Source organism: Polaromonas sp., assembly GCF_030689685.1.
Lineage (GTDB): Bacteria > Pseudomonadota > Gammaproteobacteria > Burkholderiales > Burkholderiaceae_C > Polaromonas.
The window spans coordinates 116038-129122 of sequence record NZ_JAUYEY010000007.1 but is presented as its reverse complement, the minus strand read 5'-3'; the positions used below and the strand labels follow the sequence as shown (position 1 = coordinate 129122).

The 13085-nt window shown below is 63.4% G+C and carries 13 protein-coding genes; 6 read left to right on the top strand and 7 right to left on the bottom strand.

Annotated elements, in window-relative coordinates; translation table 11 throughout:
• Positions 1–13 precede the first annotated feature (13 nt).
• From nadD to Q8O29_RS02270, 7 genes are all read right to left on the bottom strand, one after another.
• Positions 14–643: a nicotinate (nicotinamide) nucleotide adenylyltransferase gene (gene nadD, locus Q8O29_RS02300; RefSeq protein WP_371134128.1), complete on the bottom strand. Its 630-nt coding sequence runs from the start codon at positions 641–643 to the stop codon at positions 14–16.
• Complete coding sequence (gene hemF, locus Q8O29_RS02295) at positions 640–1551, bottom strand: oxygen-dependent coproporphyrinogen oxidase (protein ID WP_305560439.1); 912 nt, start codon at positions 1549–1551, stop codon at positions 640–642. The genes nadD and hemF overlap by 4 nt, the downstream gene beginning before the upstream one ends.
• A gap of 5 nt (positions 1552–1556) precedes the next feature.
• Positions 1557–2201 carry a 1-acyl-sn-glycerol-3-phosphate acyltransferase gene (locus Q8O29_RS02290; protein ID WP_305560438.1) on the bottom strand — a complete coding sequence of 215 codons (645 nt, stop codon included), beginning with the start codon at positions 2199–2201 and terminating at the stop codon, positions 1557–1559.
• Positions 2201–3517 carry a phosphoribosylamine--glycine ligase gene (purD, locus tag Q8O29_RS02285; protein ID WP_305560437.1) on the bottom strand — a complete coding sequence of 439 codons (1317 nt, stop codon included), beginning with the start codon at positions 3515–3517 and terminating at the stop codon, positions 2201–2203. Before purD ends, Q8O29_RS02290 begins: the two co-directional genes overlap by 1 nt.
• Before the next feature lie 146 nt (positions 3518–3663).
• On the bottom strand, positions 3664–3888 hold the full coding sequence (locus tag Q8O29_RS02280; RefSeq protein ID WP_371134132.1) for a helix-turn-helix domain-containing protein: 225 nt from the start codon (positions 3886–3888) through the stop codon (positions 3664–3666).
• Complete coding sequence (locus Q8O29_RS02275) at positions 3885–4265, bottom strand: transcriptional regulator (RefSeq protein ID WP_371134127.1); 381 nt, start codon at positions 4263–4265, stop codon at positions 3885–3887. The genes Q8O29_RS02280 and Q8O29_RS02275 overlap by 4 nt, the downstream gene beginning before the upstream one ends.
• 175 nt (positions 4266–4440) lie before the next feature.
• Positions 4441–5166, bottom strand: coding sequence for a YebC/PmpR family DNA-binding transcriptional regulator (locus Q8O29_RS02270; RefSeq protein ID WP_305560435.1), 726 nt, complete (start codon positions 5164–5166; stop codon positions 4441–4443).
• A 58-nt stretch (positions 5167–5224) separates the two neighbouring features.
• Here Q8O29_RS02270 and Q8O29_RS02265 point away from each other — a divergent pair, with 58 nt between their 5' ends.
• The 6 genes from Q8O29_RS02265 (at position 5225) to Q8O29_RS02240 (ending at position 13085) form a co-directional block, all read left to right on the top strand.
• Positions 5225–6784: a helicase HerA-like domain-containing protein gene (locus tag Q8O29_RS02265; RefSeq protein ID WP_305560434.1), complete on the top strand. Its 1560-nt coding sequence runs from the start codon at positions 5225–5227 to the stop codon at positions 6782–6784.
• Positions 6785–6889: 105 nt separating this feature from the next.
• Positions 6890–8188 (top strand): GTP cyclohydrolase II, encoded by a 1299-nt coding sequence (locus tag Q8O29_RS02260; protein WP_305560433.1) that lies wholly within the window; start codon positions 6890–6892, stop codon positions 8186–8188.
• Positions 8181–9467, top strand: a complete 1287-nt coding sequence (locus tag Q8O29_RS02255; RefSeq protein ID WP_305560432.1) for a URC4/urg3 family protein — start codon at positions 8181–8183, stop codon at positions 9465–9467. The genes Q8O29_RS02260 and Q8O29_RS02255 overlap by 8 nt, the downstream gene beginning before the upstream one ends.
• Before the next feature lie 25 nt (positions 9468–9492).
• Positions 9493–10134 carry a uracil phosphoribosyltransferase gene (upp, locus tag Q8O29_RS02250; RefSeq protein ID WP_305560431.1) on the top strand — a complete coding sequence of 214 codons (642 nt, stop codon included), beginning with the start codon at positions 9493–9495 and terminating at the stop codon, positions 10132–10134.
• Positions 10135–10340: 206 nt separating this feature from the next.
• Positions 10341–11342: a BMP family protein gene (locus Q8O29_RS02245; RefSeq protein ID WP_305560430.1), complete on the top strand. Its 1002-nt coding sequence runs from the start codon at positions 10341–10343 to the stop codon at positions 11340–11342.
• A gap of 78 nt (positions 11343–11420) precedes the next feature.
• Positions 11421–13085 (top strand): ABC transporter ATP-binding protein, encoded by a 1665-nt coding sequence (locus Q8O29_RS02240; protein ID WP_305560429.1) that lies wholly within the window; start codon positions 11421–11423, stop codon positions 13083–13085.

Below are 13085 nucleotides of genomic sequence, written 5' to 3'. Positions count from 1 at the left end.
TAAATGGTTCGAATCAGGGTGAAATATAGAGACGATGGCGCTCAATATAACGCGCAACCGGCTCGGGAACCAGCCGGGCCAGGCCTTGCTGTGTCGCGACGCCCGACGTGACCTGCCGCCGGATATCGGTGGCACTGACGGGCATCAGGGGCAATTGCAGGGGTACCAGCGCGTGCGGAAGCGGAATTTTAGGGTCGAATTGGGCCTCAGCCCTTGTGGAATCTGCGCGGTCTGCTATACAAATTATAGCTATCTGGACCAGGTCCTGCCAGCGCCGCCAGGTTTTCAGCGCCGCGAATTGGTCTTTTCCAATGATCAGGTAGAGCCGGCCCCCCGGATTTTCGGCCTGCAATGCCTCCAGCGTGTCGATGGTGAAGCTCGGTCCGGGCCGCTGGAGCTCGCGCGCGTCGACCTGCACCCGCTCCAGGCCGCCGAACGCCAGTTCAGCCATGGCCAGCCGGTGCTCGGCCGCGCTGAGCGCCCTTTCCTTGTACCAGGCTTGCCCGGTGGGAACGATGTGCAGCGCATCGAGCTGCAGTTGCGCAACCGCCGCCTGGGCCAGCGCCACATGGGCCAGATGCGGCGGGTCAAAAGATCCGCCGAACATGCCGATGCGCGGGGCGCTGGCTGACGCTGCGCTCAAAGCCAGTCCCGCCGGATCAAAAAGTCTTTGTGCAGGCGCTCCTCGGCCGAACCAGCCTCCAGCGGCCGCTGGTAAGACCAGCTCACCAGCGGCGGCATGGACATCAGGATGGACTCGGTGCGCCCACCGGACTGCAGGCCGAAGTGGGTGCCGCGGTCCCAGACCAGGTTGAACTCCACATAACGGCCCCGTCGGTAAAGCTGGAAGCCACGCTCGCGCTCGCCATACGCCATGGCCTTGCGGCGCTCGACAATGGGCAGGTAAGCCGGCAGGAAGGCGTTGGCAACCGACTGCATCATGGCCAGGCTGCCGTCGAAGCCCAGCTCCTGGAAATCATCAAAAAACACGCCGCCTATGCCGCGCTGCTCGTCGCGGTGTTTCAGGTAAAAGTATTCGTCGCACCAGGTCTTGAAGCGCGGGTACTTGTCGTCGCCAAACGGCGCCAGCGCATCCCTGCAGGTCTGGTGGAAGTGCCGTGCATCCTCTTCAAAGCCGTAATACGGCGTCAGGTCCATGCCGCCGCCGAACCAGTACACCGGCGGTCCCGAAGCCGGTGTGGCAGCCAGCATGCGCACGTTCATGTGCACCGTTGGCACATAAGGATTGCGGGGATGGAACACCAGCGACACGCCCAGCGCCTCGAACGGCGCGCCGGCCAGCTCCGGCCGGTGCTGTGTTGCCGAGGGCGGCAGTCGAGGTCCGCGCACATGCGAAAAACCGCAACCTGCACGCTCAAACACCTCGCCCCCTTCCAGGATCATGGTGATGCCATTGCCCTGCAGCGGCTCGTCAGGCGCCTTCAGCCAGGGATCGGCGGCAAATACGCCGCCATCGATGGAAGCGATGCTGCCGGTGATGCGCTGCTGCAGGTCCAGCAGGTAGCTGCGGACGGGGGAAGAATCGGTCATGGTCGTCATTTCACAATGGTATCGGCCCGGGGACGGCCCGAATTGATCAAGCGCACGGGGGCGGCGGCGTGGGGCCGCAGGCCGTGGAACTCCCTCATTGCCACAGCCATCCGTTCGAGGTCGCGTTGTTCGTCGCCGCTGAGCCGCACAAAATCCCGAAAAACCAGGCGTTTGCGTGAATAGTCGAGGCCCGCCAAGCCCACGGGCACATCGGCCTGCAGCGCCAGCCGGTAAAAACCGCTGCGCCAGCCCGCAGTGAGGCGGCGGGTTCCTTCAGGCGACAGGGCCAGCCAGAAGTACTGCCCGCCCGCTTTTTTCTGTTTCATCAGCTCAGTCATCTGCCCGACCACACCCTGGGGCGCCGAACGCCTGATGGGCACCCCACCGACCCAGCGCAGCCACCAGCCAAACAGCGGAATCCGGAACAGCGTGTCCTTCGACCAGAACTGGACCGGGATGCCGACCGCCCATTTCAGCAGCACAGCGATGGGGAAATCCCAGTTCGAGGTGTGCGGGTAGACCACAATCACGCCCTGCTGCGTCGGCAGGCCTTCAAAATCGACGCGCCAGCCCAAGGCGCGCAGCAGCACCCGTGCCAGCCCGCTCCCCTGGAACTGCACGGGATGCGGCGGCGGAAAATCCATGCCCATCAGGGCTTGATCGCCCGGAATCCAATGTCCTTGCGGTACTGCGCGCCGTCGAAATGGATGGTCTTGGCGGCCTCGTAAGCCTGGTGCTGTGCCTCTTTCACCGAACTGGCCATCGCGGTGACACACAGCACCCGCCCGCCGGAGGTCATTACGCCGCCTTTGGCGCCTCCAGCTGCGGTGGCGGTACCTGCATGAAACACCACCGTGTCCTCGGCACCTGAGGTGTTGACCGACGGCAGGCCGGTGATCACGTCCCCCTTGCGCGGCTGCAGCGGGTAGCCGTGCGCGGCCATCACCACGCCCAGCGCGACCCGGCGGTCCCATTCAAGCTCGACCTCGTCGAGCTTGCCCGAGGTCGCGGCCATCATCACCTCAAACAGGTCCGACTTGAGCCGCATCATGATGGGCTGGGTCTCGGGGTCACCCATGCGGCAGTTGAACTCCAGCGTCTTGACCTTGCCATCGGGCGTGATCATCAAGCCGGCATACAGAAAACCGGTGAAGGGGATGCCGTCTTTCTCCATACCTTTGATGGTCGGCAGGATGATCTCGCGCATGGCGCGGGCATGCACCGTCGGTGTGACCACCGGCGCCGGTGAGTAGGCGCCCATGCCGCCGGTGTTCGGGCCCTGGTCGCCGTCAAGCAGGCGTTTGTGGTCCTGGCTGGTCGCCATGGCGGCGACATTTTTGCCGTCGCACATCACGATGAAACTGGCCTCTTCGCCTTGCAAAAACTCTTCGATGACCACCCGCGCGCCACCAGCGTTATGCGTCACACCCAGCGGGTTGAAGCTGGGGTCGGGCGCCAGCATGAATTCAATCGCTTCGTGCGCCTCGTGCAGGCTCATGGCCACCACCACACCTTTGCCGGCTGCCAGGCCGTCGGCCTTGATGACAATCGGAGCACCTTTTTCATCCACATAGGCGTGGGCGGCGATGGCGTCGGTAAAGGTTTCGTACTCCGCCGTCGGAATGCCGTGGCGCTGCATGAAGGCCTTGGAAAACGCCTTAGAGCTTTCCAGTTGTGCAGCGGCTTTTGTCGGGCCAAAGACCCGCAGGCCGTGCAGCCGGAACTCGTCCACAATGCCGACCGCCAGCGGCTGCTCGGGGCCGACCACCGTCAGGGCAATCTTCTCGGCCAGCGCCCATTCGCGCAAGGTCTGCACATCCGTGATGGCGATGTTCTCCAGCCGGGCGTCGAGTGCCGTGCCGCCGTTGCCCGGCGCCACATACACCGCCTGCACTTTGGGCGATTGCGCGAGTTTCCACGCCAGCGCGTGCTCACGGCCACCGCCGCCTACTACCAGGACTTTCATACTGTCGCTTTCATTGTTAACTGCCGCTTACGCCTGCCAACCAAGGGAATGCCGTGGCGCCGGGAAAATATTTGTGTACTGCCCATTCCTGGCGATCTTCAATTTGACGCAGAAATGGGCGATGCCGCCTACCAAGCTGGCATTGTTTACCCTAGTTTTAAAAGCGCCTGCGGCGATTGAACTGCAATTCGCAGCAGAGTTTGCGCAGCCCCCGTGGGCTTTTTTCGCCCTTGCTCCCACTCCTGCAAAGTACGCACTGAGACACCCAGCAGCTGCGCAAACTGCGACTGTGAAAGCTCCATCTTTGCGCGCGCCTCAAAGGCTTCCGTCAAAGGCACCTGGGTACTGCGCGCGAAAGTTCCTGCTTTCATCTCGCGCACGGACTGCAGCAGGTCCGCCTGAAATCGAACCATTTCTGCATCAACACGAGGCTTAGGCATTTTCGAACTCCTTTTTTAATGCCACCAAAAAAATCTGCCGGCAAGTTATCAAACTTGGCTTTCGTATAAGCCATCAGCAGAACTATTCGCCCGTCGGCCAGTTGGTTGTAATACACCACTCGCGCTCCGCCGCGCTTGCCCATGCCACGCCTGGTCCACCGAATTTTGCGCAGGCCCTGCGCCGCAGGAATAACATCGCCCTCCAAGGCATTGCTTGCAAGCCAAATCTTGAATGCCATCAATTCGTCATCCGTCCAGATTGCGCTTGCAGAGCTCAGAAAAGTCGGCGTTTCGACAATAGTCAGCATGGATGAGATTATACGTCAGGAGCGGATAGTATTTGATGGGGCACATACGAAGCCCCAGTGAGCGGCAAAACCTGTCAGCTATTGTTTCAATAGCTGAGTGCGCTCAACTCTGTTGATCCGGGGGCGTTTTAAGCGGTCGCCCTCAGCCGCTCACGTGCTTAAAGGCACTGCAAATTTATTCAGACAGCGCGGCGTTGTGAAACACATCCTGCGTGTCGTCGAGGTCTTCCAGCACGTCCAGCAGCTTCTGCATGGTCGCGGCCTCGCCACCAGTCAGCTCGATCATGTTGTCCGCACGCATGGTGACTTCAGCCAACTCTGCTTTCAGGCCCGCCGCTTCCAGCGCATGTTTGATCACTTCAAACTGTGCATAAGGCGTCAACACTTCAATCGCACCGTCGTCATGCGTGATGACATCATCGGCGCCAGCGTCGAGCGCCACTTCCATGATCTTGTCCTCGTTGGTGCCCGGTGCAAAAATCAGCTGGCCGCAATGCTTGAACTGGAAAGCGACCGAGCCTTCGGTGCCCATGTGGCCGCCAAACTTGGCAAACGCATGACGCACCTCGGCCACGGTGCGCACCTTGTTGTCGGTCATGCAGTCCACGATGATGGCCGCGCCGCCTATGCCATATCCCTCGTAACGCACTTCTTCGTAATGCACGCCTTCCAGGCTGCCGGTGGCCTTGGCGATGCCGTACTTGACGTTTTCCAGCGGCATGTTGGCGGCCTTGGCCTTTTCGGCCGCCAGTCGCAGGCGCGGGTTGGTGCCCATGTCGCCACCACCCATGCGGGCAGCCACCATGATCTCGCGCATCACCCGGGTCCAGATACGCTGGCGTTTCTCGTCCTGGCGCCCCTTGCGGTGCTGAATATTCGCCCATTTACTGTGACCAGCCACGGAAATCCTTTGGAATTGATTTAATCTACAAACCGCATTTTACTTTTTAGGACACCCCATGGCCGAGCCCTTTCTGATTGCCCGGAATGCTTCCACCACCTGCGAGCTGCTCCCGGCGCTGGCCAACCGCCACGGCCTCATCACCGGCGCCACCGGCACCGGCAAGACGGTGACCCTGCAGACGCTGGCGGAAAACTTCTCGAAAATCGGCGTGCCGGTCTTCATGGGCGACGTCAAGGGCGACCTGGCCGGCATCAGCCAGGCCGGCAGCATCGGCGACAAAATGAGCGCGGTCCTGAAAGAACGCGGTATCACCAAACCCGAACCGCTGGCCTGCCCCACCACACTCTGGGACGTGTTCGGCGAACAGGGCCACCCGGTGCGCGCCACTGTGTCCGACATGGGCCCGCTGCTGCTGGGTCGCATGCTGGGACTCAACGAAACCCAGGCCGGCGTCATCAACCTCGTTTTCAAAATTGCCGACGATGCCGGCATGCTGCTGCTGGACCTGAAAGACCTGCGCGCCATGCTGCAGCATGTGGGCGACAACGCCAGCAAGTTCACCACCGAATACGGCAACATCAGCGCCGCCAGCGTGGGCGCCATTCAGCGCGGGCTGATGCAGATCGAAACCCAGGGCGGCGACAAGTTCTTCGGCGAGCCCATGCTCAACATCAGCGATTTCATGCAGACCGTGGACGTTAATCGGAGCCCCCCGACGTCTTCGACGTCGACCCCCTCAGGGGGCGCATCGGCCTCTAGGGGCGGCCCGTCGGGACCGATGGGCGTCATCAACATCCTGGCCGCCGACAAACTGATGAACTCACCGCGCCTGTACGCCACCTTTTTGCTGTGGATGTTGTCCGAGCTGTTCGAGCAACTGCCCGAGATTGGCGACCCGGACCAGCCCAAGCTGGTGTTTTTCTTCGACGAGGCGCATTTGCTGTTCAACGAGGCGCCCAAGGCGCTGATCGAGCGCATCGAACTTGTGGTGCGACTGGTGCGCTCCAAAGGCGTGGGGGTTTATTTCGTGACGCAAAACCCGCTGGATATTCCCGACTCGGTGCTGGCGCAATTGGGCAACCGGGTGCAGCACGCGCTGCGCGCCTTCACGCCGCGCGACCAGAAGGCCGTCAAAGCCACGGCCCAGACCATGCGCCAGAAACCCGGCCTGGACATCGAAGCCGCGATCACCGAGTTGGCCGTTGGCGAAGCGCTGGTGAGTTTTCTCGACAGCAAGGGCCGGCCCAGCATCACCGAACGTGCTTATGTGTTGCCGCCGGGCAGCCAGATTGGCCCGATCACGCCGCAGCAGCGCCAGGCGCTGGTGGCCGGCTCGCTGGTGGCAGGGGTTTATGAAAAAGCGACCGACCCCGAATCCGCCTATGAAATGCTGAAGGCCCGCACAGAAGCCGCACAGGCCGAAACCGCCAAGGCGGCTGACGCCTCCGGCGGTTTCATGGGCGGCCTGAGCGACGTGTTATTCGGCTCGAAAGGCCCGCGCGGTGGCCAGCGCGACGGCATGGTGCAATCTGTGCTCAAGGCCGAAGCGCGCATGATGGCACGCCAGGTGCTGCGCGGCGCGCTGGGCACCATCTTCGGCGGCAAAAAGCGCTAGGAGTCTGGGGCCGCGATTTACCGGTGCCGGCTTTGCTTTTCCGGCACAGCCCTTGCAAGCCCCGGATGTCACAGCTACATTCGACTTTTTTGAAGGATTCCCTTTATGCCTGCTGAGCTTGCCAAGTCTTCCGCCGCCGCGCCTGCTTCCGCATCGTCCCCCCCGAGCGCTCCGCGCCACATCCGCCTGACCTCGCATGTCGGCGGCCACGGCGCGCTGCCCATCCACTGGGCGGCAGCCACCGCCACCGAACGCGGTCCCGTCATCGGCACCACCACCCAACGCAGCCACCGCAACGTGATTGGCACCCACAGCGGCTCCTACAGCGTTTACCGCGCGCTGGCCGTGGCTTCGGGCGCGCTGTCGGCCAGCCACAAGGCCGACCTGACCAACACCTCGCCGACCGACATCATTGGCCCCTACCCGCAATGGAGCGAGCCCGGCCGCATCGTCGCCATGGACCCCTGGGGCGCCACCGTGGCCGACGTGTTTGCCGCCGAGCTCGCTGCCGGCTACGACATCCGCCCGACGATTGCCGTGACCCAGGCGCATGTGATCCTGCCGGAGGTGATCGAGGCGCTCCAATCCGGACGGCTGAAAGCCGACGGCAAATACCTGACAGCTGGCGGCGCGGCCATGGTCACCAAGGTGGCGGTCGAGCCGGTCTGGTACCTGCCCGAAGTGGCCCGGCGTTTTGGCTGCAGCGAGACCGACCTGCGCCGCGTGTTGTTTGAAGAAACCGGCGGCATGTACCCCGAACTCGTGACCCGCAGCGACCTGGAAGTGTTTCTGCCGCCGATTGGCGGACTCACCGCCTACATCTTCGGCAAGCCGCGCGATCTGGCCAACCCCGAGATCGAGCTGACCGCCCGCGTGCACGACGAATGCAACGGCTCGGACGTCTTCGGCTCCGACATCTGCACCTGCCGGCCCTACCTGACCCACGCAATTGAAGAATGTATCCAGGGCGCGCAGCGCGGCGGTGTGGGCCTGGTGTCCTACTTCCGCAAGGAAGGCCGGGCGCTGGGCGAAGTCACCAAATTTCTAGTCTACAACGCACGCAAGCGCCAGGTCGGCGGCGACACCGCCGACCAGTACTTCAACCGCACCGAATGTGTGGCCGGCGTGCAGGACATGCGCTTCCAGGAGCTGATGCCCGACGTGCTGAACTGGCTGGGCATACGCAAGATCCACCGGCTGGTGTCCATGAGCAACATGAAGTACGACGCGATCACGGCGGCCGGCATCGAGGTGGTCGAGCGCGTCAACATCCCCGACCACATGATTCCCGCTGACGCCCAGGTCGAGATGGACGCCAAGATGGCGGCCGGCTACTTCACGCCCGGCGCCGTGCCCACGGCGGAAGAGCTCAAAAAAGCCAAGGGTCGAGGCCTGGATGCCTGAGTTCATTATCACCAACGCTACAAATTCAATAGCTGCAGGGGCAATCCAGACAAGGGCTGTAGCTGAATTGCGCTCTACAAGCACGATACGCAACCGTGCGCAGGCCCTGCTGGCGCGTGCGCGGCGCGGCGAGTCCGAGTGGTTCAACGTCAACGACGGCGCCATGCTGACAGCCGCCGCGCTGGTGGCTGAACTCACGCGTGCACGCTACCCGAACCTGGCGATTCCGTACCACAGCCGCTGGCGGCATTTCGAGGCTGGCGGCGCGGACCGGCTGGCGCAGCTCAACGCCGCCCTGAGCAGCGCGACGGCGCGGGACAAAGCCCGCGCCCAGATCGACCTGGCCCTGATCAGCGTGCTGCTCGACGCCGGCGCCGGACCGGACTGGTGTTACCTTGAGGCTGCCTCAGGTGAACATCCCGCGCAGGAATACGGCCGCTCCGAAGGCCTGGGCGTGGCGAGTTTTCATGCCTTCATGGATGGGCTGTTCTCCAGCGACCCCGCGCGTCCGCTGCAGGCCGATGCCGCTGGCCTGTTGGCCGTGACTGCGGAACGCCTGGCTGAAGCGTTTCAGGTCGCTCCCGACAACCCGCTGATTGGTGTGGATGGTCGCGCCGCGCTGCTGCGCCGCCTCGGTCAGGCCTTGCAGGACAATCCGGCGCTGTTCGGCCAGCCGGGCCGGCCCGGCCACCTGTTCGACCGGCTGGTCCCAGGCGGCGGAGGCACGGTGCAGGCGCAAGACATCCTCTCGCTGCTGCTGACCGGCCTGGCCCCGATCTGGCCCGCGCAGAACGCGCTTGCTGGCGAACCACTGGGCGACTGCTGGCGCCACCCTGCCGCCGGCGGAGAGGCCGACGGCCCGAGCTGCGGCTGGATGCCCTTTCACAAGCTTTCGCAGTGGCTGACCTATTCGCTGCTCGAACCCTTTGAATGGGCCGGCGTAAAGGTCGAAGGCCTGGACGCGCTGACCGGCCTGCCCGAATACCGCAATGGCGGCCTGTTTCTCGATGCTGGGGTGCTGATGCTCAAGAACCCGGCACTGGCCGACAGCCTGCACGCGCCCGGCGATGAGCTGATCGTCGAATGGCGCGCGCTGACGGTGGCGCTGCTCGACGAACTCGCGCCGCTGGTGCGCGAGCAGTTAGGATTGAGTGCCGAACAGATGCCGCTGGCCTGTGTGCTCGAAGGCGGGACCTGGGCCGCAGGCCGCGTTCTGGCACAGCAATTGCACGGAGGCCAACCGCCTTTGAACATTAAAAGTGATGGCACCGTATTCTGAAATTCACGACGAGGCACACCCGCACATGACCCCCCGCAACGACAAAGTCCACCTGATCGACCACCCGCTGGTGCAGCACAAGCTCACGCTGATGCGGCGCAAGGACGCGTCCACCAACACCTTCCGCACCCTGCTCAACGAGCTCAGCATGCTGATGGCCTATGAGGTCACGCGCGACATGCCGACGCAAAACATCGAGATTGAAACGCCGCTCGAAAAAACCATTTCCAAAGTCATTGACGGCAAAAAACTGGTGTTTGTCTCCATCTTGCGTGCCGGCAACGGCATTCTGGAGGGCATGCTCAGCGTGGTGCCCGGCGCGCGCGTCGGTCACGTCGGCCTGTACCGCGACCCGAAAACCCTGACCGCCGTCGAGTACTACTTCAAAATGCCGCACGACATGGAAGCGCGCGACATCGTCGTGGTGGACCCGATGCTGGCCACCGGCAACTCGGCGATTGCCGCGGTGGATCGCCTGAAAGAGCTCAACCCCAAATCCATCAAGTTTGTCTGCCTGCTGACCTGCCCCGAAGGCATTGCCGCGCTGCAAAAAGCCCACCCGGACGTGCCGATCTACACCGCTGCCATCGACCGCGAGCTCAACGACCACGGCTACATCCTGCCGGGCCTGGGCGATGCCGGCGACCGGATCTTCGGAACCAAATAGGCCTCCAGCCCATAGCCAGCAAGCGTAAGCAGCTTCTGATTTGATAGCGAACTGAGGGTATGAGAGGTGCGGGATCGCTGGTGCATGGGATGTTTGAGCTGTAGCATCCCACAGTAGCCTGATGGCATGGTGCTTGCATGCCAGCAGGCACCAGCAATTTTATTGTCGATGGTGCTAGGTCAAACTTAACTTTCAGGAGCAAAAGCATGTTGAGCAGAACAATCAAAAGACGTCCTCTGATCGCGCTGGCGGCCGCGCTGGTGCTGGCCAGCCCGGGCCTGGCGCTGGCCCAGGCCAAGATGAAGGTGGCGGCCATTTACACTGTGCCCTTTGAGCAGCAATGGGTCAGCCGCATCCACAAAGCGCTGAAGGCTGCCGAGGCGCGCGGCGAGATTGAGTACAAAGCCACCGAAAACGTCGCCAACGCCGACTACGAACGCGTCATGCGTGAGTACGCCACGGCGGGCAACCAGCTGATCGTCGGCGAGGCCTTTGCTGTGGAGGCCGCCGCGCGCAAAGTCGCCAAAGACTTCCCCAAGACGTCTTTCCTCATGGGTTCGTCCGGCAAGGTGCAGGCACCCAACTTCTCGGTGTTTGACAACTACATCCAGGAGCCGGCTTACCTGAGCGGCATGATTGCCGGTGGCATGACCAAGACCAACAAGATTGGCCTGGTCGGCGGTTTCCCGATTCCCGAAGTGAATCGCCTGATGAACGCCTTCATGGCCGGCGCGAAAGAGACCAATCCCAAGGTCGCGTTCACGGTGAGCTTTATCAACAGCTGGTTTGACCCGCCCAAGGCCAAGGAAGCTGCGTTTGCGATGATCGACAAAGGCGCCGACGTGATGTACGCCGAGCGTTTTGGCGTCAGCGACGCCGCCAAGGAAAAAGGCAAACTGGCCATCGGCAACGTGATCAACACCCAGGACAAATACCCCGACACCGTGGTGTCGTCGGCCCTATGGAACATGGAGCCCACCATCGACCGCGCGCTCAAGCTGGTCAAGGAAGGCAAGTTCAAGGCCGAGGACTATGGCCAGTACTCGATGATGAAGTACAAGGGCTCGGAGCTGGCGCCGCTGGGCACCTTCGAGAAGAAAATCCCGGCCGACATCGTCGCCAAGATGAGGGCCAAGGAAAAAGCCATCCTCGACGGCAAGTTCACGGTCAAGGTGGATGACGGCCAGCCCAAGTCAAGCTCGAAGTGACCGTCTTCTCCCCTTTCCCTCGGGGAGAGGGTTAGGGTGAGGGCGCGCGTAGCCCGCATGCCCCACACGCAAACTTACATGCCCGACGCTACCCTCACCCCTTCCCTCTCCCAGGGGGCGAGGGGGTCTGAAAGCCGCACGGTGCTGCGGCTCACCAGCATCACCAAACGCTTCGGCACGCTGGTGGCCAATGACGCGATCTCGCTGGAGCTGCACGTCGGCGAGGTGCTGGCCCTGCTCGGCGAAAACGGCGCCGGCAAGTCCACGCTGGTGTCCATCCTGTTTGGGCATTACACAGCCGACGAAGGGCAGATAGAAGCCTTTGGCCGGCCCTTGCCTGCCGGCAACCCCAGGGCGGCGCTGGACGCCGGCATTGGCATGGTGCACCAGCACTTCACGCTGGCCGACAACCTCACTGTGCTTGACAACGTGATGCTGGGCAGCGAGCCGCTGTGGCTGCCCTTCACCCGGCGCCGGGCTGCGCGCAACCGGCTGCTACAGGTGGCGCAGCGTTTTGGCCTGCCGGTCGATCCCGACGCCGCCGTGGGCAGCCTGTCGGTCGGCGAGCGCCAGCGTGTGGAGATTCTCAAAGCGTTGTACCGCGGCGCGCGCATCCTGATTCTTGACGAGCCCACCGCCGTGCTGACGCCGCAGGAGAGCGAGGCGCTGTTTGACACCTTGGGCCAGATGGTGGCGCAGGGACTGTCCATCATTTTCATCAGCCACAAACTTGGCGAGGTGCTGCGCGTGTCACACCGGGTGGCGGTGCTGCGCGGCGGCAGGCTGGTGGCTGAGGCACCGGCTGCCGGCACCAGCCAGGCGCAGCTGGCCCAGTGGATGGTCGGCCACGCCGTCAGCGCCACCGTGCGGCGCCCGGCCGGCGCCACCGGCCAGCCGGTCTGCACGCTGGCTGGCGTGAGCACCGGCCCGGCCGGGCGCGACCGGCTGGACAAGGTGTCGCTGACGCTGAACGCCGGGGAGATCGTGGCGATTGCCGGTGTCTCAGGTAACGGACAACTGGCGCTGGCCGACCTGCTGTGCGGCACCCGCGCCGCCCGCCAGGGCACGGTGACTTTTCTGGGCCAGCCGCTACAGGCATCGCCAGCGTGGCTGGTGACCCAGGGCGTGGCGCGCATCCCCGAAGACCGGCACGCCGTGGGTGTGGTCGGCGACCTCAGCGTGTGGGAGAACGCGGTATCTGAGCGCTTGCGCAGCCCGGCGTTTTCTAAAGCACTGTGGATCCGGCGCAAGGCCGCCCAGGCGCATGCCGCGCGCATCGTGCAGGCCTTTGACGTGCGCGGCGGCGGTCCACATTCGCCCGCCCGTTCGCTGTCGGGCGGCAATATGCAAAAGCTGATTCTGGGCCGCGCGCTTGTGGCCCTCACGCTTTTCGCTACGCGTAATTCGCTGCCCCCCGAGGGGGCTATTTTTCCTAGGGGCGGCCCGTCGGAAAAATCCGGTCTCGCCGATGCGGCAGTCAGCGCACAGGTGCCCAAACTCATCATTGCGCACCAGCCCACCTGGGGCCTGGACATAGGTGCGGTCGCCTACGTGCAGGAGCAACTGGTCGCAGCGCGCGACGCCGGTGCCGCCGTGCTGTTGATCTCGGACGACCTCGACGAAGTGCTGGCCCTGGGCGACCGCGTCGCCGTCATGCATGCCGGCCAGCTGAGCGAGGTGCTGCCTGCCGAAGCGTGGACGCGAGAGAGTGTGGGGCTGGCAATGGCCGGGGTTCACGCATGA